This window comes from Paraburkholderia sp. MM5477-R1 (assembly GCF_050436385.1).
Taxonomy (GTDB): domain Bacteria; phylum Pseudomonadota; class Gammaproteobacteria; order Burkholderiales; family Burkholderiaceae; genus Paraburkholderia; species Paraburkholderia tuberum.
Genome location: NZ_JBNDMC010000007.1, coordinates 1,030,240 through 1,052,967 on the forward strand (window position 1 = coordinate 1,030,240; position 22,728 = coordinate 1,052,967).

The 22,728-nt window shown below is 65.3% G+C and carries 19 protein-coding genes and 1 pseudogene; 10 read left to right on the forward strand and 10 right to left on the reverse strand.

The genetic code is table 11. The features are described from left to right. Positions 1–6 precede the first annotated feature (6 nt). On the forward strand, positions 7–915 hold the full coding sequence (locus OKW35_RS33700; RefSeq protein ID WP_429554362.1) for a LysR family transcriptional regulator: 909 nt from the start codon (positions 7–9) through the stop codon (positions 913–915). Between the two features lie 10 nt (positions 916–925). On the opposite strand, the gene OKW35_RS33705 is transcribed toward OKW35_RS33700, so the two are convergent. After that, positions 926–1,792 carry a hypothetical protein gene (locus tag OKW35_RS33705; protein WP_429554363.1) on the reverse strand — a complete coding sequence of 289 codons (867 nt, stop codon included), beginning with the start codon at positions 1,790–1,792 and terminating at the stop codon, positions 926–928. 321 nt (positions 1,793–2,113) lie between these two features. On the opposite strand from OKW35_RS33705, the gene OKW35_RS33710 reads away from it, so the two are divergent. Next, positions 2,114–3,778: an acyl-CoA synthetase gene (locus tag OKW35_RS33710; RefSeq protein WP_429554364.1), complete on the forward strand. Its 1,665-nt coding sequence runs from the start codon at positions 2,114–2,116 to the stop codon at positions 3,776–3,778. Positions 3,779–3,827: 49 nt separating this feature from the next. Continuing rightward, entirely contained in the window at positions 3,828–4,208 is a 381-nt protein-coding gene (locus tag OKW35_RS33715; RefSeq protein ID WP_429554365.1) for a DUF5594 family protein, read from the forward strand. A 108-nt stretch (positions 4,209–4,316) separates the two neighbouring features. Here OKW35_RS33715 and OKW35_RS33720 read toward each other — a convergent pair whose 3' ends face one another. The 5 genes from OKW35_RS33720 to OKW35_RS33740 all read right to left on the reverse strand — a co-directional run bounded on the left by OKW35_RS33720 (position 4,317) and on the right by OKW35_RS33740 (position 9,984). Then, on the reverse strand, positions 4,317–6,434 hold the full coding sequence (locus OKW35_RS33720; protein ID WP_429554366.1) for a phosphocholine-specific phospholipase C: 2,118 nt from the start codon (positions 6,432–6,434) through the stop codon (positions 4,317–4,319). Positions 6,435–6,563: 129 nt separating this feature from the next. Next, on the reverse strand, positions 6,564–6,875 hold the full coding sequence (locus OKW35_RS33725; RefSeq protein WP_184063715.1) for a hypothetical protein: 312 nt from the start codon (positions 6,873–6,875) through the stop codon (positions 6,564–6,566). Between the two features lie 120 nt (positions 6,876–6,995). Further along, positions 6,996–7,856 (reverse strand): alpha/beta fold hydrolase, encoded by an 861-nt coding sequence (locus tag OKW35_RS33730; RefSeq protein WP_184063718.1) that lies wholly within the window; start codon positions 7,854–7,856, stop codon positions 6,996–6,998. An 11-nt stretch (positions 7,857–7,867) separates the two neighbouring features. Next, positions 7,868–9,457: a benzoate-CoA ligase family protein gene (locus tag OKW35_RS33735; RefSeq protein ID WP_429554367.1), complete on the reverse strand. Its 1,590-nt coding sequence runs from the start codon at positions 9,455–9,457 to the stop codon at positions 7,868–7,870. 59 nt (positions 9,458–9,516) lie between these two features. Next, positions 9,517–9,984, reverse strand: a complete 468-nt coding sequence (locus tag OKW35_RS33740) for a DUF4863 family protein (RefSeq protein WP_429554368.1) — start codon at positions 9,982–9,984, stop codon at positions 9,517–9,519. Positions 9,985–10,223: 239 nt separating this feature from the next. On the opposite strand from OKW35_RS33740, the gene OKW35_RS33745 reads away from it, so the two are divergent. From OKW35_RS33745 to OKW35_RS33765, 5 genes and pseudogenes are all read left to right on the forward strand, one after another. Continuing rightward, a complete protein-coding gene (locus tag OKW35_RS33745; RefSeq protein ID WP_429554369.1) occupies positions 10,224–11,225 on the forward strand; it encodes a helix-turn-helix transcriptional regulator in 1,002 nt (333 codons plus the stop codon). 115 nt (positions 11,226–11,340) lie between these two features. Next, positions 11,341–13,020: a 2,3-epoxybenzoyl-CoA dihydrolase gene (gene boxC / locus OKW35_RS33750; protein WP_429554370.1), complete on the forward strand. Its 1,680-nt coding sequence runs from the start codon at positions 11,341–11,343 to the stop codon at positions 13,018–13,020. A 98-nt stretch (positions 13,021–13,118) separates the two neighbouring features. After that, positions 13,119–14,547: pseudogene (gene boxB, locus OKW35_RS33755) on the forward strand (benzoyl-CoA 2,3-epoxidase subunit BoxB). A 16-nt stretch (positions 14,548–14,563) separates the two neighbouring features. Next, the gene (gene boxA / locus OKW35_RS33760) at positions 14,564–15,802 is read left to right on the forward strand and encodes a benzoyl-CoA 2,3-epoxidase subunit BoxA (protein WP_429554371.1); all 1,239 of its coding nucleotides are present in this window, start codon (positions 14,564–14,566) and stop codon (positions 15,800–15,802) included. Positions 15,803–16,080: 278 nt separating this feature from the next. Then, positions 16,081–16,860 (forward strand): amino acid ABC transporter substrate-binding protein, encoded by a 780-nt coding sequence (locus OKW35_RS33765; protein WP_429554372.1) that lies wholly within the window; start codon positions 16,081–16,083, stop codon positions 16,858–16,860. Between the two features lie 130 nt (positions 16,861–16,990). Here OKW35_RS33765 and leuA read toward each other — a convergent pair whose 3' ends face one another. Further along, positions 16,991–18,697, reverse strand: coding sequence for a 2-isopropylmalate synthase (gene leuA / locus OKW35_RS33770; protein WP_429554373.1), 1,707 nt, complete (start codon positions 18,695–18,697; stop codon positions 16,991–16,993). 397 nt (positions 18,698–19,094) lie between these two features. Here leuA and OKW35_RS33775 point away from each other — a divergent pair, with 397 nt between their 5' ends. Continuing rightward, positions 19,095–19,427, forward strand: a complete 333-nt coding sequence (locus tag OKW35_RS33775; RefSeq protein WP_429554374.1) for a hypothetical protein — start codon at positions 19,095–19,097, stop codon at positions 19,425–19,427. Positions 19,428–19,526: 99 nt separating this feature from the next. Here OKW35_RS33775 and OKW35_RS33780 read toward each other — a convergent pair whose 3' ends face one another. Then, a complete protein-coding gene (locus OKW35_RS33780) occupies positions 19,527–20,153 on the reverse strand; it encodes a cadmium resistance transporter (protein WP_429554375.1) in 627 nt (208 codons plus the stop codon). Between the two features lie 206 nt (positions 20,154–20,359). Here OKW35_RS33780 and OKW35_RS33785 point away from each other — a divergent pair, with 206 nt between their 5' ends. Further along, complete coding sequence (locus OKW35_RS33785; protein WP_429554376.1) at positions 20,360–20,803, forward strand: hypothetical protein; 444 nt, start codon at positions 20,360–20,362, stop codon at positions 20,801–20,803. A gap of 49 nt (positions 20,804–20,852) precedes the next feature. On the opposite strand, the gene OKW35_RS33790 is transcribed toward OKW35_RS33785, so the two are convergent. After that, positions 20,853–22,121, reverse strand: a complete 1,269-nt coding sequence (locus tag OKW35_RS33790) for a DUF3443 domain-containing protein (RefSeq protein ID WP_429554377.1) — start codon at positions 22,119–22,121, stop codon at positions 20,853–20,855. A 68-nt stretch (positions 22,122–22,189) separates the two neighbouring features. Next, entirely contained in the window at positions 22,190–22,654 is a 465-nt protein-coding gene (locus OKW35_RS33795; RefSeq protein WP_429554378.1) for a DUF2844 domain-containing protein, read from the reverse strand. Positions 22,655–22,728: the final 74 nt, after the last annotated feature.

Genomic DNA, 22,728 nt, shown 5'->3' on the forward strand with positions numbered 1-22,728 from the left:
TGGGCGATGGACGTCAACTCGCTGACCCTGCTCGTCGACATCCTCGACGCCGGCAATCTGAGCGAAGCGGCACGCCGGCTCAAGATGAGCCGCGCGAACGTCAGCTATCACCTGAATCAGCTCGAGCGTTCGCTCGGCCTGCAATTGGTGCGACGCACCACGCGTCGCGTCGAGCCGACCGAGATCGGTCTGCGGCTCTACGAGCACGGCCGCACGATCCGCAACGCGCTGCTGGCCGCGCGCGAGTCGGTGACGACACTGGGCCAGAGCCTGCAGGGGCGCGTGCGGCTCAGCGTGCCGAGCGGCTATGGCCAGCTCGTGATGTCCGACTGGCTGATCGCGTTCAAGCGGCTGTATCCGGGTATCGTGCTCGATGTGATGTTCGAGAACCGTGTCGAGGATCTGATGCGCGACGAGATCGACATCGCGGTGCGCGTGATGTCGGAGCCGCCGCAAAACCTCGTCGCGCGGGATATGGGGCCAGTCCGGTACGTGGCCTGCGCATCCCCCGAATTCGCGCGGACACACGGCCTGCCCGCGACGCTCGACGACCTGCGCACCGCGCCGCTGATTACCGCGGCCGTGATCGGCAAGCAGTTGCGGCTCGCCGCGTATCTGCGCGACGAGCGTCATGAAGTCCTGCTCGAACCGACGATTATTTCGGAAAACTTTCTATTTTTGCGCCAGGCGGTGCTGGCCGGTCTCGGTGTCGGACTCGTGCCCGACTACGTGGTGCAGGACGATCTGAAGCTCGGCGCCGTGCTGACCGCGCTCGATGCCTGGCGGCTCAGCATCTTCGGCACGCACATGTACATGCTGTACATGCCGAATCGGCATCACACGCGCGCGGCGGCGACTTTCATCGACTTCGTGCTGGAGCAGGCGCAGGGCTCGGGCAGGGGCGGCGCGAACTGAAGCTGCGAACTCAGGCGCCGAGTCTGCGCGCGATGGCCGTCGTGACCATCGGCACGCCGACGCGCAGCAGCTTGCGCACACCTTCGTCGCTACCGACTTTGCCCACCGCGTTGTCGATCATCGCCTGCATCACGCTCGCCGGATAAAACTCGCGAAACAGCGTGTTGGCGCCGGTTTGCTCGAACACGTGGTGCAGGAACGACCCAACGGGGGGGCCGATGCGCTTGAACAGGCCCATCTTGACCACCCGGTTGTTCCACAGATGCAGCGTGTACGCATTGGAACAGAGCGCCGCGCACTCGTCGAAATAGCGCGGCAGGAACACCTTGTAGTAATCGTTGAAATGCACCGGATAGAACAGACTTTCGGGAAGACCCGCCTTCACGCCGTAGACGGCGGTCAACAGACGCCGGCCCGTGTCGCCCCACTTCAGTGCCGTGCCCTTCATTGCTTCGACACGTTCGATTAATTCGTGCAAGCGCGGCTGATCCGGGTCGAGCCGCAGCATCGCCGTGCAGATGCTCGATGAGGTCTCTCGCCCGATCAGGTCGCCCTTGGCGTTGAGATCGAAATCGCGTAGCAGCAGCATGTCGGTATCGACCCAGATCTCATCGGTCTTCGTGAACATCACGAAGCGGAAATAGTCGGTGAAATGCTGCATCGACGGCACGCCGTGAATCGGGAAGTCGTTCAGCGAGTCGCGCGGCAGTATCGTGGTCGCGTCCTTCGCGATCACGCCGGGCGGCAGAGTGTCGATCGGCTCGTAGCTATAGAGCGCGACCTCGCTGCCGTACAGCGTGAACGAATTCAGACAGGCGATCTCGTAGGGAGAAAGTTCCGGGCCATGCCAGAACGATGCAAACCTTGCCTTGCGCATATGTCATCCGGTAGCGATCGTGCGGCGCAACATGCGCGCCGAACCTGTGTAACGATCCTAGACGGGCGCGGCACAGGTCAGATGTAAAGGGCTTGAATCGCACAGGAGTTGTCGCAAAACGTTGAGTTCAGCGCCACGAGTCGGCGATTATGAGCGGGACTATGTCGTATCTGGCGAATTCAGTTGCGCACGGCAATGCATCAAACCGAGTGCGCGAGGTCGTGGGCTAAACTGCGGAACACCGGCCATGCGCGCAGAGGCAGCAAGCGACGGACCATGCATCACGCCATGCAGCGGCAACGACGATATCCAGGAGACCCGATGAACCTCGACGGCGAGACTTACGATTCGCTCACGGCCAGATTCGCGTGGCGTATTCCACCGCGCTACAACATCGGCGTCGACACATGCGACAAGTGGGCCGATGGCTCGGGGCGTCTCGCGCTGATCTACGAAGACGCCGACGGCCGCGCGACCCGCTATACGTTCGACGAACTGAAAGCCCTGTCCGACCGCTTCGCCAATGCGCTGCTCGCGGCGGGCGCGCGGCGCGGCGAGCGCATCGGCATCTTTCTGTCGCAATCGATCGAAACGGCCATCGCGCATCTCGCGGCCTACAAGGCCGGCATGGTCGCGGTGCCGCTGTTCGCGCTGTTCGGCGTGGACGCGATCGAGCATCGGCTCGGCGACAGCGGCGCGCTCGCGCTGATCACCGATCACGCCGGCGTGCAAAAGATCGCCGAAATTCGCGGCGCGCTGCCCGGGTTGCGACACGTGTTCAGTGTCGATATCGAGCAGGATGACGAAGCATCGGACGCGCCCGTGCGGTCGTTCTGGCAGGCGTTGAATGGCGCTTGCGCCGAGTTCACGCCGGCCGCCACCGCCGCGGACGATCCGGCGATCATCATCTATACGTCGGGCACGACCGGAAAACCGAAGGGCGCGTTGCACGGGCATCGCGTATTGCTCGGGCATCTGCCCGGCGTGGAGATGTCGCAGCAGGGCTTTCCCGCGCGCGCGACGCTGATGTGGACGCCCGCGGACTGGGCGTGGATCGGCGGTCTGTTCGACGTGCTGCTGCCATCGTGGCATCACGGTGTCGCGGTGCTGGCGCGCCGTTTTGCGAAATTCGACGGCCACGCCGCGTTCGATCTGCTCGCGCGTCACGCGGTCTCCCATGCGTTTCTACCGCCGACCGCGCTGAAGATGATGCGCGGCGTCGAGCGGCCCGCCCATCTGCGTCTCGCGTTGCAAGCGGTCGCGAGCGGCGGCGAATCGCTGGGCGAGGAACTGATCGGCTGGGGGCGCGACGCACTCGGCGTGACGATCAACGAGTTCTACGGGCAGACCGAGTGCAACGTCGTGGTGTCGTCGTGCGCGGCGCTGTTCGAGCCGCGCTTCGGCGCGATCGGGCGCGCGGTGCCGGGGCACCATGTCGCGATCGTCGATGCCGCCGGCAACGAGCTGCCGCCCGGCGCGATCGGCGATATCGCGGTGGCCGCGCCCGATCCGGTGATGTTTCTCGGCTACTGGCGGAACGTTGCGGCCACCAACGACAAATTCCGCGGCAGGTTTCTGCTGACCGGCGATCTCGGCACGTGCGACGCGGACGGCTTCATTCGCTTCGTCGGTCGTGGCGACGACGTGATCACGAGCGCCGGTTACCGGATTGGGCCGGCGTCGATCGAGGATTCGCTGCTGCGTCATCCGGCCGTCGCGATGGCGGCCGTGGTCGGCGCCCCCGATCGCGAGCGCACCGAAATCGTGATGGCGTTCGTCGTGCTGAAAGCGGGTTTCGTCGGCGACGATGCACTCGTGCGCGAGATCCAGCAGCACGTGAAGACGCGTCTGGCCGCGCACGAATATCCGCGCGAGATTCGCTTCGTCGAAAGCCTGCCGATGACGGCCACCGGCAAGGTGATCCGCAAGACGCTGCGCGAGGCGGTGACGCACGGTCCGGACGCGATCTCACCGGCGAAAAACTGAGTCTGCTACGATGACCAACCCACGATGGGAATCACAGCGGAGAGATTGGATGCGCCCCGAGAGTGCAATGCGTTTCGATCAGGAGTTCGCGCCGCGCATTGCCGAGGCGATCGCCGCGTGTATCGCAAAGACCGTGCACACCGACGTGTTGCCGCATGGCGAACAGGGTCAGCCCACCCGCGTGCGGATTCACGCCACGCCGCTCGATGAGCTCGGTTATTACCCGCATCCGTTGAATCTGTATCTGACCTGGGACAGCGACGAAATAGAAAGGCTGATGGGCGAGCAGGGAGCGACGCGTTTCGCCAGATATCTGGCCGCGCTGCCGCGCAAGCTCAATGCGTGGACCCAGGCGCGCGAACTCGATTTCTCCACGCACACGCAGGGTGAGCCGGTCACGTTGATCGGCGGGCTCGATTTCGAATCGTAGACGCTCGCGCGCGATTGCGGGCTTGCGTTCGGGAGCTGGATAAAAAACGGCCGCTGTGCCCGAAGAGCCAGCGGCCGTTGCTTTTGCAGCGTTGGGTTACAGCGACGCTCAGCCGCCTAGCGCCGGATCGCTCATGCTGTTGTTTGCCGTCTCGACATGACCGGCGATGCGGCGCGCGAACGTCGGGTCCGTATCGACGGTGATCGCGAGATCGTACCAGCCGTATGCGTTGCGCAGATCGAGGTACAGATTGTCGGTGTCGCCGCCGCGTACCGAACGCTTGATCACATGGCTCGCGTCGTACGCGTTGACGATCGTGAACTGGCAACGCGCGCTGCCGACGTTCTCGAGCCGCAGTTGCAGATTGCCGTTCGCGACATCGTAGCCTTCGGCGACGGCCGGCCGTGCGGTATCCGAACCATTCCACCAGTTCCGTGCGACCACCTTGCCCGCGAAGCGGCGCAGGAAGCCGTTCGGCCCGTGCACGCTGAAGTCGTAGCTGCCGTCGGCGTTGAGCAGCAGCGCGTCCTGCAGATGCTTGCCCGCTTCGACGGTATAGCTGCGCGGCGCGTCGGCGCTATTGGCCGCGTACACGAGGAATACCGCGCCCGCGCGGCCCGTGTTGACGAAGCGCATCGTCAGCTTGCCGTTCGAGCCTTCGTCGACGCGCACGAACAGTTCGTACGGCAACGCGCGCGCCGGGCGCACGCCCGCTTCCTGCTTCGGCACCGTCTGCACCGTCGGCGGTTGCGGCACGTAGTCCGGGTGACGGTTCCGGTCGGCCGGCACGTAGCCGCTCGTGCCCGGCAGCGACGGCACCGACGCGTTCGGATTCGCGAAGTTGAACGCGGAGGTCAGATCGCCGCACACCGCGCGACGCCACGGCGTGATGTTCGATTCGCCGAGATTGTGCTGCTGGCCGAAGCGCTTTTCGATGAAGCGGATCACCGACGTATGGTCGAACACTTCCGAGCACACGTAGCCGCCTTTGGACCACGGCGAGACCACCAGCATCGGCACGCGCGGTCCGAGCCCGTACGGCCCGGCGACGTTCTTCGCGTCGCCCGCATAGATTTCGTGCGTGATGTCGACGCTCGACAAACCGTTCGCGCTCGACGCGGCCGCGAACGGTGCGGCGATGTGATCGAAGAAGCCGTCGTTTTCGTCGTAGTTGATCAGCAGCACGGTCTTGCTCCACACGTCCGGGTTCGACGTGAGGATCTGCAGCACCTGATCGATGTACCACGCGCCGTAGTTGGTCGGCCAGTTCGGATGCTCGCTGTACGCTTCGGGCGCGACGATCCATGACACCTGCGGCAGCGTGCCGTTCTGCACGTCGCGCTTCAGAATGTCGAAGTAGCCGTCGCCGTTGGCCGCGTTGGTGCCGGTCCGCGCGTTGTCGTACAGCGGGTTGCCCGGCTGCGCGTTGCGGTACTGATTGAAATACAGCAGCGAGTTGTCACCGTAGTTGCCGATGTACGCGTTCTGCGTCCAGCCCCACGAGCCGTTCGCGTCGAGCCCGGTGCCGATGTCCTGATAGATCTTCCACGAGATGCCCGCGTTCTGCAGCACTTCGGGGTAGGTCGACCAGCCGTAGCCGAGTTCCGAATTGTCGATTACCGGACCGCCGCCGCTGCTGTCGTTGCCGACCCAGCCACTCCACATGTAGTAGCGATTCGGATCGGTCGGGCCCATCAGCGAGCAGTGGTAGGCGTCGCAGATCGTGAATGCGTCGGCGAGCTGATAGTGGAACGGGATGTCGTCGCGCGTCAGGTAGGCCATCGTGGTCGCGCCTTTCGACGGTACCCACTGATCGTTGCGGCCGCCGTTCCATGCGGCGTGCGTGGAGCTCCAGTCGTGCGCGAGATCCTGCAGGAATTGCAGGCCGAGGTTCGGCGCGCTCGGACGGAACGGCAGCACGTAGCTGGCACCGCTGGCATCGGCGGTTTGCGGCTGATACCACACCGGCTGGCCGTTCGCGAGGTTGATCGCGCGCGTGTCGCCGAAGCCGCGCACGCCTTTGAGCGTGCCAAAGTAGTGGTCGAACGAACGGTTCTCCTGCATCAGCACGACGATGTGCTCGACGTCGCGGAGCGTGCCGGTCCGGTTGTTGGCCGGAATCGCGAGCGCATTGCGGATGCCCGGCGGCAGCATGCTCAGCGCGGTGAAGGAACCGGCGGCTTGCGCGGCCGAGCGCAGAAAATCACGACGATTGTTTGAGGTCATGGTTGGGGCGGTGGTGGCTTTGATCTTCGGTGGAGGAAAAAGGCACGGGGACGACAAATTGCGGTACTGAAACGGCGATGCTGCGTCGGACGCGCGAAGGCGGGCTAGCCGCCGCGCGCGGTGCGATTCTCAATCAACGGTATGGATGACGGGGCTGGCCAGCGGCGGCGAGGTGGCGGACAGCGCCGTGCCGGCTTCGGATGCGGGTGCCGCCGGTGTCTGGATCGTCAGCGTCGGCGGCGCGGAGTCGGCCGGCGGCGGGGCGATCGATGGGTCGCCGGGGTTAGCGGCGAAATGGTCGGTTGAACTGATCGTATTCGTGCCGGCGGGCGGGGCGTCGTCGCTGCACGCTCCCGCTAGCGCGCACAGCGCGATCACCGCGATGGCGCCCGTCAAACGTTTGCGATGGGGCGCACGAACCGGCTTCGACACGAAGGGCATGGCACTGTCTCCGGGCGGGGAAGGGATGCCTCGCAATCGATGTGCCGAGGTCAGCGATGCAGCAGCATAATCGCCGATCCGTGTAATTTTTATGAAGTATCGGTAACAGACGGGCGCCGCTTATCGTTGTGCGCGCACGAACGCCGCGATGGCGTCGTTGAGCGCGGCGGGCGCGTCGCGATGCGGCGAGTGTCCGCATGCGTCGAGCTTCACGAGTTGGGCGTGCGGCACGCGCGCGGCGATCGTGTCGATCTGCGCCATCGTGCCGTAGTTGTCGTCGTTGCCCTGGATCGCGAGTAGCGGTCGACGGATCGGCGCGAGCGCCTCGACGATCGACCACCGCCTGAACCCAGGGTCGAGCCAGATATCGTTCCAGCCGTAGAACGCGGAATCGACGTCCGCGTGATAGCGGGCGAGCTTCGCGCGAAGATCGGTGGTTTCGTAAAGCTGCTTCGTTTGGGCGATGCTTTGCACCGAGATGTCTTCGACGAATACGTGCGGCGCGATCACGACCGCGCCCGCGAGCGCATCGGGGTACAGCGCCGCATACAGCAGCGCGATCGAGCCGCCGTCGCTATGACCGATCACCCACATGCGTTGGCGTTGCCGCAGGTCGATATCGAGCGCGTCGAGCAGGGTGGGGAGGATGTCGCGCGCCTGGGCGGTCATGAAATCGACCGGCCATTTGTCGTCAGGCGCACGCGCTGTCGAGAGTCCGTAGCCTGGCCGCGAATAGACGAGCCCGCGCATGCCGAGTCGCGCGCACAACGTCTGCGGCCAGTCGCGCCACATCGCGATCGAGCCGAGACCTTCGTGCAGGAATACCGCCATCGGCGAATCGTCCTGCTGAGCATTCGCCTGCTCGTTGACCCAGCGGTACTCGATGCGCAGCGGTCCATGCGACGCGCTCGCCGGCAGTGCGGCAAAGCGGCTGGCGGCAACCGCGGAGGAAGTGGCAGGGGCGGTACCTCGGTTCTGCATCAATGAATCACCTATGACTGTTCGCGTAGCTTGAAGCGTTGAATCTTGCCGGTGGCGGTCTTCGGCAGATCGTCGGTGAACACGATATCGCGCGGGTACTTGTGCGGCGCGAGCCGTTCCTTGACGAAGGTCTTCAGTTCCTCAGCGAGCAGGTCGGACGGCATGAAGTCGCGCTTGAGCACGACGAACGCGCGCGTTTTCACGAGCCCGCCATGATCGACGCCGACCACCGCCGCTTCGAGCACCGCCGGATGCGCGACGAGCACCATCTCGACCTCGACCGGCGACACATATTGGCCGCTCACTTTCAGCATGTCGTCGCTGCGGCCCGCGTAGACATAGCAGCCGTTCGTGATACGTCGATATTTGTCGCCGCTTCTGATCCATTCGCCGAGAAACGTCGCGCGCGTTTTCTCGCGATTGCTCCAGTACATCAGCGCCGCGCTCGGCCCCTTGATGAACAGATCGCCGACTTCGCCATCGGGCACCGGCCGCCCGGCTTCGTCGCGCAACTCGACTTCGTAGCCCGGCACGGGGCGCCCGGTCGTGCCGTATTCGACTTCGCCCGCGCGATTCGACAGGAAGATGTGCAGCATTTCCGTCGAGCCGATCCCATCGAGAATCTCGGCGCCGAAGTGCGCGGTGAAGCGTTCGCCGACGTCGCGTGGCAACGCCTCGCCGGCCGACGCGCACACGCGGATCGCGACGTCGGCGCGCGCGGGCAGGTTGGGCGACACCAGCATGTTCGCGTACAAGGTCGGCACGCCGTAGAACACGGTCGGGCGGTGCTGCACGAGGCGCGCGAAAATCGCCTCGGCGGTCGGGCGCTCGGCCATCAGGATCGCGGTCGCGCCGACCGACAGCGGAAACGTCAGCGCGTTGCCGAGCCCATATGCAAAGAACAGTTTCGCCGCCGAAAACACCACGTCGCTCTCGACGATGCCGAGCACCGGCTTCGCATACAGCTCGGCGGTCCAGTACAGATTCGCGTGCGTATGGACGGTGCCTTTCGGCTTGCCGGTCGAGCCCGACGAATAGAGCCAGAACGCGATGTCGTCCGCGTTGCCTGCACAGCCTTTGACGGCGGGTAGCGCGGTGTCGACCAGCGTTTCGAAGCGGGGCGCCGCAAGCGGCGCTTCGGTGCAGGCGTGAGGCTGCGAGACGATCGGTTGGCAGCCGTCGTCGTCGATGCTGCTCAGCGCCTCGGTCACGTTAGGTAGCAACGGTTCCGATACGATCACCGCTCGCGCGTGGCTGTGCGTCAGCATGTACGTATAGTCGGCGGCGCTCAGCAAGGTGTTCGCGACGACCGGCACGATGCCGGCGTAAAGCGCGCCGAGAAATGCGACCGGCAGCGATACGGTGTCGAGCATCACGAGCAGCACGCGTTCCTCGGGATGCACGCCGAGCGCACGCAGTGCGCTGGCGCAGCGCCGCGCGCGCTGTTCGAGTTCGCCGTAGGTCATCGCGCCGTAGTCGTCGATATAGGCGACTTTGCTCGCGCGCGCTTCGTTCAACTGGAACAGATGCCTCGCGAAGTTGAACAGCGGGGGCGGCGGCGCAACCGGCTCGCGTGCGCTCGTTTCCAGCAGGGCTTCCATATGTCTCCTCCATCCGTGGACACGGTCCGGCTCTTGTGTGATCGTGACCTGCTCGCGGCTCACGCGCGCGTGAATTCGATCGCCCCTTGCGGCAGCAGATACAGCACCAGCGCCCGGCCGTTCGCGACGCTCGGACGATGCGCCGAGCCGGGGCTGTACACGCACCAGCCGGCCGGATGGCCGTCGAACGTCGCGCCGTCGGTGAGGGGCATGATCAGATCGATCTCGCCGTGCGGATGGACGTGGTGCGGACCGGCAATGTCCTGCATGTCGACGACGTCGACGGAAAAGCCGTGCGTGTCGGGCAGCGCTTTGAAGATGCGGCCGTAGCGGATGCCGCCGGCCTCGCGGTTGCACAGCCAGCCTTCGGCGACGCCGCTGCGGCATGCGTTCGCGAGTTCGTGAAAGGTGGGGCTGCCGGCAGGCCAGGTGTCGTTCAGCCAGTCCGCGAGCGCGGCGTCGAGCGGCCGCCCGGCGAGTTGCCCAGTGACGCCTGCGATCAGGCGCCGGAATTCCTGTGGGGACATGCGAGCCTCCAGAAGCGCGCCTCACGCAGGCCGGCCGCCGGGTCGCCGGCCGCCGGATCGCCGGCCGCCGGAACTTGGGTGCATGCGTATTGCGGCGCCGTCTCCGTGACGCGGCCGGAATGCCAAGGCGGCGCGCGACTGTGTTTGTGATTGGATCAGCTTTTGGCGAAAATTAAACCGTTCACCTGGTGCGTGTCAAGCACTATAGTACATGTATCGTAGTCACGAGGTCGCAAAACATGAATCAAAAGTACCCTCCCGCACCGTTGGACGAAACCGACGACGACGCGGCCCGCGCCGAACGCACCGAGCGCGCGGGTGAACGCACGGCCGAACGCGGCGGCGAGCGCGAAGAACGCGATCCGTTCCTGACCGCGATGGGCGAGCGTGTGCGTCTGCTGCGCGCGCGCCGCGGCATGACACGCAAGACGCTGGCGGCCGAAACCGGTTTGTCGGAGCGGCATCTGGCGAACCTCGAATCGGGCGTCGGCAATGCGTCGGTGCTGGTGCTGCGGCAGCTCGCGGCCACGCTGAACTGCTCGCTCGCCGAGGTGATCGGCGACGAAACCACCGCGTCCGCCGAATGGCTGCTGATCCGCGAGCTGCTGCAGGGGCGCGACCAGGCGGCACTGCAGCGCGCGCGCATCGCGCTCGCCGAGATGTTCGCGCAGGCGCCGCGCGACCCGCACCGCAAGGACCGCATCGCGCTGATCGGCCTGCGCGGCGCGGGTAAGTCGACGCTCGGGCGCATGCTCGCGCAGGAGCGCAAGGTGCCGTTCATCGAGCTCACGCGCGTGATCGAACAGCTCGCGGGCTGTCCGCCGTCGGAGATTCATTCGCTGTACGGCGCGAGCGCGTATCGACGCTACGAGCAACGCGCGCTCGAGGCGGTGATCCACGAGCATTCGCACGCGGTGATCGCGTCGCCGGGCGGGCTCGTGTCGGAATCGGGCACGTTCAACGTGCTGCTGTCGCACTGCTTCACCGTGTGGTTGCAGGCGACGCCCGAGGAACATATGCGCCGCGTCGTCGCGCAAGGCGATCTGCGGCCGATGTCCGGCAACCGCGAGGCGATGGACGACCTGAAGCGCATCCTCGCCGGGCGCGCCGAGCTGTACGGACGCGCGGACATGTCGTTCGACACCAGCGAAAAGACGCTCGCCGATGCGTACCTGCAGTTGCGCGACCGTCTCGCCGCGCGTCTCGCGGCGGAAGCCCCCGACGAGGCGCGCGTGAACTGACCGATCGCGGGCGGCCAGGGTTTCCCCGTAAAAATGCACTAAAGTGCTTTACGCTGGTATGACGATGCACTATTGTTCAAAAAACAGATTGCATCGTCCAGTCAGGAGACGCCCCATGTCCACAGCACCCACCGCCGTTGCTCAGGCCGCGCCGGTCGACTATCGCACCGAGCCGTCGCAGTACAAGCATTGGAAGCTCAGCTTCAACGGTCCGGTTGCGACGCTCGGCCTCGACGTCGCCGAGGACGGCGGCATTCGCGACGGCTACAAGCTGAAGCTCAATTCGTATGATCTCGGCGTCGACATCGAGCTGCACGACGCGATTCAGCGCATTCGCTTCGAGCATCCGGAAGTCCGCACGGTGGTGGTGACGAGCCTGAAGGACCGGGTGTTCTGCTCGGGCGCGAATATCTTCATGCTGGGGCTGTCATCGCACGCGTGGAAGGTCAACTTCTGCAAATTCACGAACGAAACGCGCAACGGGCTCGAAGATTCGTCGCGCCATTCGGGGCTGAAGTTTCTCGCCGCGGTGAACGGCGCGTGCGCGGGCGGCGGTTATGAACTCGCGCTGGCCTGCGATGAAATCTATCTGATCGACGATCGTTCCTCTTCGGTGTCGCTGCCGGAAGTGCCGCTGCTCGGCGTGCTGCCCGGCACCGGCGGACTCACGCGCGTGACCGACAAGCGCAAGGTGCGCCACGATCGCGCGGATATCTTCTGCACGGTGGTCGAGGGCGTGCGCGGCGAACGCGCGAAGGCCTGGCGTCTCGTCGACGAAGTCGTGAAGCCGAACCAGTTCGAGCAGGCCATTCAGGCGCGCGCGCTCGAACTCGGCGCGCACAGCGATCGTCCGGCCGGAGCGCCGGGCGTCGCGCTCACGCGCATCGAACGCACGGATCGCGAAGCTGGCCTCAGCTATCAGACGGTCGAGGTCACGATCGATCGCGCGAAACGTGTGGCGACCTTCACCGCGCGCGCGCCACAGACCGCGCAACCGACCGGCATCGCCGCGATCGTCGCGGCGGGCGCCAACTGGTGGCCGCTGCAATTCGCGCGCGAACTCGACGACGCGATCCTCTCGATGCGCACCAACGCGCTCGACATCGGCACCTGGGTGTTCAAGACCGAAGGCGACGCGCGCCACCTGCTCGCGGTCGATGCGACGCTGCTGCAGCACCGGGATCACTGGTTCGTGCGCGAAACGATCGGCATGCTGCGCCGCACGCTCGCGCGCCTCGACGTGTCGTCGCGCTCCATCTTCACGCTGATCGAGCCGGGTTCATGCTTCGCCGGCACGTTCGCGGAACTCGCGTTCGCCGCCGATCGCACCTACATGGCCGCGCTGCCCGACAACGAGGACGAGGAGCCGGCGATCACGCTGTCGGAAGTCAACTTCGGCCTGTATCCGATGGTGACGCATCAGTCGCGGCTCGCGCGGCGCTTCTACGAAGAAGCCGAGCCGCTCGACGCGGCGCGCGCGCTGGTCGGCCAGCCGGTCAAGGCGCTCGACGCGGAGCGCTTTGGTCTCGTCACCGCGTCGCCTGACGATATCGATTGGGCCGACGAAATCCGCATCGCGCTCGAAGAACGCGCGGCGATGTCGCCCGATGCCTTGAGCGGCCTCGAAGCGAATCTGCGCTTCAATGGGCCGGAGACGATGGAGACGCGCATTTTCGGCCGTCTCACCGCCTGGCAGAACTGGATCTTCAACCGGCCGAACGCAGTGGGCGAGAAGGGTGCGCTCAAGGTGTACGGCAAGGGCAGCAAGGCGCAATTCGATGTGTCGCGCGTGTGAGATGCGCCGCGCTCACTCCGACTAAACGACGCCGCCTGCCGATACGCGCCTCTCGCGACTGCAGCTTCCGAACAGGGAATTGACCCAGGGAACCGACCATGTCCTCGATCAACTACAGCGAAAAGATTCCGAACAACGTCAACCTCGCCGACGACCGCGCGCTGCAACGCGCGCTCGAACAATGGCAGCCGAACTTTCTGTCATGGTGGGGCGACATGGGCCCGGAAGGCTCGCACGGTTACGACGTGTATCTGCGCACCGCGGTCAGCGTCGATGCGGGCGGCTGGGCGCACTTCGACTACGTGAAGATGCCCGAGTACCGCTGGGGCATTTTCCTCACGCCGGGCGAGCAGGATCGCAAGATCCAATTCGGCGAGCACAAGGGCGAAGCCGCGTGGCAGGACGTGCCCGGCGAGCATCGCGCGAACCTGCGCCGCATCATCGTCACGCAGGGCGATACGGAACCGGCCTCGGTCGAGCAGCAGCGTCACCTCGGTTTGACCGCGCCGTCGCTGTACGATCTTCGCAACCTGTTCCAGGTCAACGTCGAGGAAGGCCGCCACTTGTGGGCGATGGTGTACCTGCTGCATCGCTACTTCGGCCGCGACGGTCGTGAGGAAGCCGAAGCCTTGCTCGGCCGTCGCTCGGGCGACGAGGACAACCCGCGCATTCTCGGCGCGTTCAACGAGAAAACGCCGGACTGGCTCGCGTTCTACATGTTCACGTACTTCACCGACCGCGACGGCAAGTTCCAGTTGTCGGGCGCTTGCGGAGTCGGGTTTCGATCCGCTCGCGCGCACGACGAAGTTCATGCTGACCGAGGAAGCGCATCATATGTTCGTCGGCGAATCGGGCGTGTCGCGCGTGATCCAGCGCACCGCTCAGGTGATGAACGAACTCGGCACCGGCGACGTCGCGAAGATCCGCGCGGCCGGCGTGATCGATCTGCCGACCATCCAGCGCTATCTGAACTTCCATTACTCGGTCACGATCGACCTGTTCGGCGCCGATCATTCGTCGAACGCGGCGACGTTCTATAGCTCGGGCCTGAAGGGCCGCTACGAGGAAGGCAAGCGCGACGACGATCATCGCCTGAACGAGCATGCTTACAAGCTGCTCGACGTGCAGGACGGCAAGCTCGTCGAGCGCGAAGTGCCGATGCTCAACGCGATGAACGAAGTGCTGCGCGACGATTACATCAAGGACTCGGTTGCGGGCGTTGGGCGCTGGAACAAAGTGCTCGAGAAGGCCGGCATCGACTTTCGCATGACGGTGCCGCACAAGGCGTTCAACCGGCAGATCGGCACGTTCGCGGGCACGCGCGTGTCGCCCGACGGCCGCGTCGTCAGCGAAGCCGAATGGGCCGCGAACGAAGCGAACTGGCTCGCCACGCCGGAAGACCGCGCGTTCGTCGCTTCGCTGATGGGCCGCGTCGCCGAGCCGGGCAAGTTCGCGAACTGGATCGCGCCGCCCGCGATGGGCGTGAACCGTCAGCCAGTCGATTTCGAATACGTGCGCTTCAACTGAAGCAGGCGAGGAAGTCATGAACGGGCCAGTATCGGTCGAAGTTCTGCGGCAGCATCTGATCGATCCGGAGATCTGCATTCGCTGCAATACCTGCGAAGAGACCTGTCCGGTCGATGCGATCACGCACGACGCCAACAACTACGTCGTGAAGGCCGACGTCTGCAACGGCTGCATGGCCTGCGTGCCGCCGTGCCCGACCGGCGCGATCGACAACTGGCGCACCGTGCTGAAGGCCGACGCCTATTCGATCGACGAGCAGTTTACGTGGGACCTGTTGCCGGAGCAGAACACGATGGCGGTGCCGGCTGAAGAACCGGTGGCCGCGTCCACCGCGGACGACAGCGCCGCCGAAGCAGACGGCCTCGAAGTGGATACCGTGCGCGGCGCGCTCGTGCCGCCGTGGTCGGCCGCGAAGCCGTACGTGAATCTCTACACGCATAAGGCGCCGACCACCGCGACGGTGGTCGGCAACTACCGGCTCACCGACAGCGCGACGTCGAGCGACATCCATCACATCGTGCTCGATTTCGGCTCGATGCCGTTTCCGGTGCTCGAAGGCCAGTCGATCGGCATTCTGCCGCCCGGAGCTGCCGCCGACGGCCGCGTGCATCACGCGCGCCAGTACTCGATCGCGAGTCCGCGCGATGGCGAGCGGCCCGGCTATAACAACGTGTCGCTGACGGTGAAGCGGGTGTCGCAGCAGCACGGCGACGCGATCGACGGCGTGTGCTCGAACTATCTGTGCGATCTGAAGAAGGGCGACGTGGTCAACGTGATCGGTCCGTTCGGCAGCACCTTCCTGATGCCGAATCATCCGAACTCGCATCTGCTGATGATCTGCACGGGCACCGGTTCCGCGCCGATGCGCGCGATGACCGAGTATCGCCGCCGCAAGCGCCTCAAAGGCGCGACCGGCAAGCTGATGCTGTTCTTCGGCGCGCGTACCAAGGAGGAGCTGCCGTACTTTGGACCGCTGACGAATCTGCCGAAGGATTTCATCGACACCACGCTCGCGTTCTCGCGCACCCCGGGACAGGCGAAGCGCTACGTGCAGGACGCAATGCGCGAACGTTCGGCCGACGTCGCGAACCTGCTGAAGGACGACAACACCTATATCTACGTGTGCGGCCTCAAGGGCATGGAGGACGGTGTGCTGCAGGCGCTCAAGGATATCGGCGAGCAGCATCAGCTCGATTGGGAAGCGTTGTGGGCGAAGCTGAAGCGGGAAGGGCGGCTGCATCTGGAGACGTACTGAGCGGCGCGCCGACACGCCGACCCACACCGAAAGCTGCGCGAAAAGGCTCCGCAAAGGCTCGTGAAAGCATGAGCGCTTGCGGGGCCTTTTTGCCTGCGCCATATGCTTGACGGCAGAGCGCCGCGGCTGACCTGTGCGGATCGATGCACCGCGCGCGAAGCGCTTTGAAAATCGCGGACGGTTTGCTACAGTCGGCCCACACAGCCGGTCGCACGCCGGCACTCCCCGCCAAACGCGGCAGTCCGCCACCCGCGCAGGCACTCAGACGGAGCCGTCCGATGAAGCCGATTCGTTCACTTGCGATGATTGCGCTGTTGCAGGCAGCACTCGCGCATCCGGCTAGTGCCGACGATCTCGCGCGGATCAAGGCATCGGGCGTGTTCCGGATCGGCACCGAAGGTACGTACGCCCCGTTCACCTACCACGACGACGCGGGCAAGCTGACCGGCTTCGACGTCGAGCTTGGGAGCGCGATCGCGCAGCGTCTCGGCGTCAAGCCGCAATTCATCGAAGGCAAATGGGAAGGACTGATCGCCGGTCTCGACGTCAATCGCTACGACGCGGTGATCAACGAGGTCGCGATCACCGACGAGCGCAAGCTCAAATACGATTACTCGGACCCGTACATCACGTCGCACGCGGTGCTGATCGTCGCATCGGAGAACACGACGATCAAATCTTTCGACGACCTGAACGGCCGCAAATCGGCCAATACGCTGACCAGCAACGTCGGCAGGATCGCGGCCGCGCACGGCGCGCAGGTGATTCCGGCGCAGGGCTTCGACGAATCGATCGAGCTGCTCCTCGCGGGCCGCGTCGACGCGACCGTCAACGATTCATTGTCGTTTCTCGACTACAGGAAGCGCGAGCCCGAGGCGAGGATCAAGGTCGTCGCGGTCGATACGTCGCCCGATAGCAGCGACAAGTCGGCCGTACTGATCCGCAAGGGCAATCCGAAGCTGCGCCTGGCGATCGACGACGCGCTCGCCGGCATGAGAAAAGACGGTACGTATCAGCGGATTTCGCTGAAGTACTTCGGCCGGGACGTGTTTCATTGACCGTCGGCCGAAACGTTGACGCGGATAAATCCACATTAAAAAAGAAGGGGCGTCGAAACGCCCCTTCTTGGTTGTCGTCAGCCCGTCGAACATGCGGCGTGCCGCACGTTCAACGCGTCAGACGCTGGCCTCACACCGTCGCGTCGCTCAGCGCGGCGTCGAAGAAGCGCTCCTGGGCATCCGTGTTCACGCGTGCATACGCGCGGTTCACGCCGCTGATCACCGCGCGGATCGACGCGGTGATCAGGTTCGCATCGACACCGACGCCGAACGCGCTGCCGGCCACATCGGTGCCGGCCATTTCGGCGATCGCGATCGCGCGCGCATCGGCGCCCTGCGTGAGCGCGCGTTCCTCGTAGTGCTGGATGCGCACGGGCACGTCGAAGGCGTGCATCAGCGCGTCGAGCGGGCCGTTGCCGGAGCCGCCCAGCACGCGCGGCGTGCCGTTGATTTCGACGTTGAGCTTGATGTGCTCGCGGCCGTCATGCTCGGACAGGCTGTGGCTGATATAGCGGACCGGCTCGGCCGTGCGCACGTATTCCTGCTGGAACAGTTCCCAGATCTGCGCGGGCGTGACTTCCTGGCCGCTCTGGTCGGTGAAACGCTGCACGGCCGAGCTGAAATCGACCTGCAGACGGCGCGGCAACACGACGCCGTAGCTCTGCTCGAGCAGGTACGCGATGCCGCCCTTGCCCGACTGGCTGTTCACGCGAATCACGGAGTCGTAGGTTCGGCCGAGGTCGCTCGGATCGATCGGCATGTACGGCACTTCCCAGATCGCGTCCGGTTTCTGCGCGGCGAAGCCTTTCTTGATCGCATCCTGGTGCGAGCCCGAGAACGCGGTGAAGACGAGATCGCCGACATACGGATGACGCGGATGCACCGGCAACTGCGTGCATTCCTCGGCCGTGCGCGCGACTTCGTTGATGTTCGAGAAATCGAGCTCGGGGTCGACGCCCTGCGTGTACAGGTTCAACGCGAGCGTGACGAGGTCGACGTTGCCGGTGCGCTCGCCGTTGCCGAACAGACAACCTTCGACGCGATCCGCGCCCGCCATCACCGCGAGCTCCGCGGCCGCGACGGCCGTGCCGCGGTCGTTATGCGGGTGGACGGAGACGATCAGCGAGTCGCGACGCGCGAGATTGCGGTGCATCCATTCGATCTGGTCGGCGTAGACGTTCGGCGTGGCCATTTCGACGGTGGCCGGCAGATTGACGATCGCCTTGTGCTCGGGCGTCGGTCGCCAGATGTCGAACACCGCGTCGCAGACTTCCTTCGCGAATTCGAGTTCGGTGCCGCTGAACACTTCCGGGCTGTATTGCAGCGTGAAGTGCGTGTCCGGTTGCGCGTCGGCGAGGCGTTTCATCGTGCGCGCGGCCTTCTGCGCGAGTTCGATCACGCCGCTCTTTTCGAGGCCGAACACGATCTTGCGGAATTCCGGCGCGGTCGCGTTGTACAGGTGGACGATCGCGCGCGGGGCGCCGCGCAACGATTCGAAAGTACGCTCGATCAGATCGTCGCGCGCCTGCGTGAGCACTTCGATCGTCACGTCGTCGGGAATATGGCCGCCCTCGATCAACTCGCGCACGAAGTTGAAATCGGTCTGCGACGCCGACGGAAACGCGACTTCGATTTCCTTGAAGCCGATCTGCACCAGCGTCTTGAACATGCGCATCTTGCGCTCGGCGTTCATCGGCTCGAACAGCGCCTGGTTGCCGTCGCGCAGATCGGTGCTCATCCAGATCGGCGCGCGCGTGATGGTGCGCGACGGCCACTGGCGATCCGTCAAATTGATCGGCTTGAACGAACGGTACTTGGTAGCAGGGTTTTTCAACATTTTCATCATCCGGGGGAGAGACCGTGGAATGGGTGTCGACCGGACGACGAAAACGCGATACTGGGCCGCCGGTCGGAAACCGGGGCTGGGTCAGTTACTGGGGATTCAAGCGATGCTTCGGTGTATCAGAGAGAAGCGGACGCGCGCAGCAGCAGACCTAGCCCGGTAGAGCGGGCTAGTAGTAGCGATAGGGTGGTCTGGGCGCGGTACATAGTGCGCAATGGGAACATATTATTGAGAAAGCGTCAAGGGCCGAGGTGGAGTGGGCCGCGGCCTGCTCGGCTGCAGAAGGGGGCGAGCGGCCGCTCGCATGAAAGGTGCCGTGGGACGCTCGCGCGGCACTCGATTCAGGGGTGAGCTCACGAGGCGTCGTCAATTCACAGAGCAGGAGGTGAACATGAAAAGGGTAGCGAAGATATCCGGCCTCGCGAGGATCTGCGCGTGCGCGGCGTTGGCATGTGGGTTCGTCGGGCAGGCCGGCGCGCAGGGGCTCAGTGCGCAGAACGACATGAACGCGCCGCAAAACAGTACGCGTCTGATGCCGCAGGCGGCGCGCGGCAGCGAGTATCCGACGCATGGCAACCAGCAGGCGGGCGAGCTGAATCTGAATCCGACCGATCCGCGTGCGCAACTGGTCAACGGCTTGCCGAACAACGCGACCGCGGGCGGCTATGGCGCGCCGCTGGCGGGCGTGCGTACTTACGTGCAACCGCCCCAGCCGGCGAATTGAGACTGGCGAAGCAGGATCGGCAGACGAAGACTACGACGCTGAAGGCGGCAAGCCGAAGCCGTTGCGTGCCGCGCAGTCTTCGTCGACGCCCCGCGTTGATCACGCGCCGGACCAAAGTCGCAACGTATCGCCGTTCACCATCACCGATACGCCTATCGCGAGCAGGATCAGCGGCAGCAGCGCCGAGCCGTAGCGCCGGATCGGCGCGCCGAGCAACGGGTGGTCGACCAGCCATGCCGCGCCCGCGCACCAGAGCCCGATCATCACGACGAACACGAGCGAAACCAGCGCGTTCTCGGCGGGCGTACGACTCGCGTACAGCGGCACGTAGACGGCGAGGTTGTCCGAGCCGTTGGCGATGGCGACGCTCGCGACGGTCCAGCTCGATGAGCCGCGAACGGATGGCGGGGCGCTTGCGCGGCTGTCCTCGCCATCTTCGCTGGCGTTGCGCCGCGCGTGGCCGGGACCGAAGCGCTGCCAGGCCTTGTGCAGGCCCACGACGATCGGCAGCAAGCCGAGCAGGCCCACATAACCGGCCGGCAGGCGCGTGAGCAAGGACGCGAGCACGAGCGCCGCGGCGACGAGGATCAAAGAGCCCGCGTACTGTCCCGCGACCACGCGGCGCCGCTCCACGCCCGTTTCGGTCAGAAAGCCGAGCAGCACGAACAGGTTGTCGATATTGGTCGCGGCGTAGGCGACGATCGCGAGCAGGACGAGGCTGAGCATGAAGAAGCCGAGATCGTTACCGGGGGTAGAGTCGTTTTGAATTCGCCGCGCAATGTGGGCAACCGGGCTGCCGGCTGCGCCATCGAGGGCGCGACCGGTCAACACAATGCCGATGCACTGGGTCAAGGTCAAGCGGCAGGCGGCCGCGAAGCCGGGCGACGGGGTCGTAAGCTACAATGACCGAGGCTTGGAACAACGGAACATCGATGAAGATTCGCCTTCTCTCTATCGCCTGTGTCGCGAGCGCCGCGGCGCTGCTGGCGGCCTGCACGATCGGTACCCGCAACTCGAGCGCATGCGAACAATTGATGCGCAGCAAGCTGGCCGAGGCGCCGTCGGGGATGTCGTCGGATACGCTGCGGGTCACGCATCGCGGGGCCGCGATTCGCGGCTCGCGCGTCGTGGTGGAGGGGACGATCGAGCATCGGGTAAGCGCGTCCGAGGTGGCGGTCTCCGCGCCGCTCGCGGCATCGGCATCGCAAGCGGCGATGGACGTCAACGTGGCCGCGAAGCAGGCCGAGCCGAAGAGGGTCAGCACGCCGGCCGCCGCCGAGTGCACGTTCCACGGCGAAGAGCTGGACGTATTCCGCTGGCTCGCGCCGGCAAAGCTGGCCGCGCCGGCTGCGCAACCCGCCAGCGCGGCGGGCTGAGTTCCCGTCCGCGTCTCGCGCCATCGCTGCGCATCCAACCCAATCAACCTCAGAACGCGTAATACGGCCCCTGGCCGGCCGACGTATTGCGCGCCGCAATCGCCGTGTAAATGCGTTTGCCGTAAAAGAACGGCAAGCCCCAGCCGAAGCCCTGACTCGAATTGCCGGCGAGATTGTCGAACGCGTTGTTCGACGATGAGAACAGCGTGCTCGAATTGGCTATGTCGAATGACACCGTGCTCGACACGCCATCGATGCCGGTGATCGACGCGCTCGCCGACTGCGTCGAAGTCGGGCAGTACCACAAGCCGCACAACGGGAACTGCGTCGAGTGGAAGAACAGGCCGTTCGAGCCGCTGTCGAGATAGCTCACCGCATAGGTCTGACCGCCCGAGTTCGTCGTCACGTAGCCGGTCGCGGCGTTCGCCTTCAGGACGTTCGGGCTCGTCAGCGTGTTGTTCGACTGGGTGCCGATGCCGAAGATCAACGAGCCCGACACGCTGGCCGCGCCCGCATCGGCGACGGCCGGCAGCTCGATCACGACGCCGTTGTTGTCGAGCGGGAAGCTGCTGACCGGGTTGGTCACCTGCTGTGCGAGCGGCTGCGCGGTTGCGGTGCAGCCGCTCGTCGTGCAGCTGTAGTACCAGCGCGGCAGTGCGGAGTTCGAGCAGCCGTTGCCGCAGTCGACCGGGAACAGGCCCACGCCGAGGATCCCGTTCGAGTGCAGGCTCGACACCGTCAGCAGCGACGCGCCGGAGTTCGCGCAGTCGGTGGGTGCGGCGGGCAGCGCACTGTCGGCGATTACCTGGATCGGAATCGATGACGCCTGTTGGCCAGCCATGCGTACGTCCGCGTTGCGGATCGAGCCCCACGCATAACCGCTGCCGAACACCGCGCATTCGGCGCTCACGCCGCCGCCCGCGGCGATGGTCGGCAGCGACAGGGTCGTCGGCAGCGCCGATGCGAGGATGCGCAGGCCGTTCGAGCCGGTGTCGACCTGGATGTCGTCGATCGTCGCGCAGTTGCTGGTGCCGGCCTGGCAGACGGTGACGCTCGTCGTCAGCATGTTGCGCGTACTGCCGGGCGATACGCCGACCGTGACCAGCTGCACGTTGGGCGTGGTCGATTGCGGCACGTTCGCGCTCTGCGTCGTGTTCGACGCGCTCGTGGAACTGGTCGACGAGGTCGGCGCGGTCGCGGACGGCGTCGAGCCCGAGCCGGACGAGCTGGACGAGGAACTGCCGCCTCCGCCGCCGCAGCCGACGAGGGCCGCGCAGACGATCAGAAGCAGGGCATGGAAACGCAAGGCGGATTTCATGGCGTGGCGATCCGTCGGGTGGAACTTAGACGTGAAGGGGCGCGAGCGACGCGTGCGGGGCGCACGCGTTACTGGATGTCGTCGGAGGTGACGCCGGCGGGCAAAGCCGCCGGCAGCCACGCGCGGCCGACGTAGCCGCGCATCGGTCCGCCGGACTCGACGATCACGTCGGCGCCCGTGACCCGCGACGAATGCAGATTGCCGCTGCCGGCCGCCGCCGCGGCGCCTGTCTTGTACGAGTCGCCGTATTTGCCGAGTAGCGCGTGCAGATCCGGCATCGTCGGGCCTTGCCACGCGTAGGCGACGATCAGGCCGGTGCTGGTCGCGTATTCGTTGATGGTCGTATTGCCAGCGTCGGTCCACGTGCGCTCGCGCAGTGCGCCATTGAGCAGCGTGCGCGGCGCGCTCGCGCCCGACACCGCCTGGCTCGGCATCGTGCCGCCCAATTCGGCATGCGCGCCGAAGCTCGCGCAGCACGCGACGATGGCGATCGCCGAGGCGATCGCGGATGGATTGAGACAGGACTGGGACATGAGGCCTTCCTCGTTTGGCGCCGGATTTTTTATTGAGATAACTCGATTAATCTAGCGCTGGTTTTTTTCTGGTC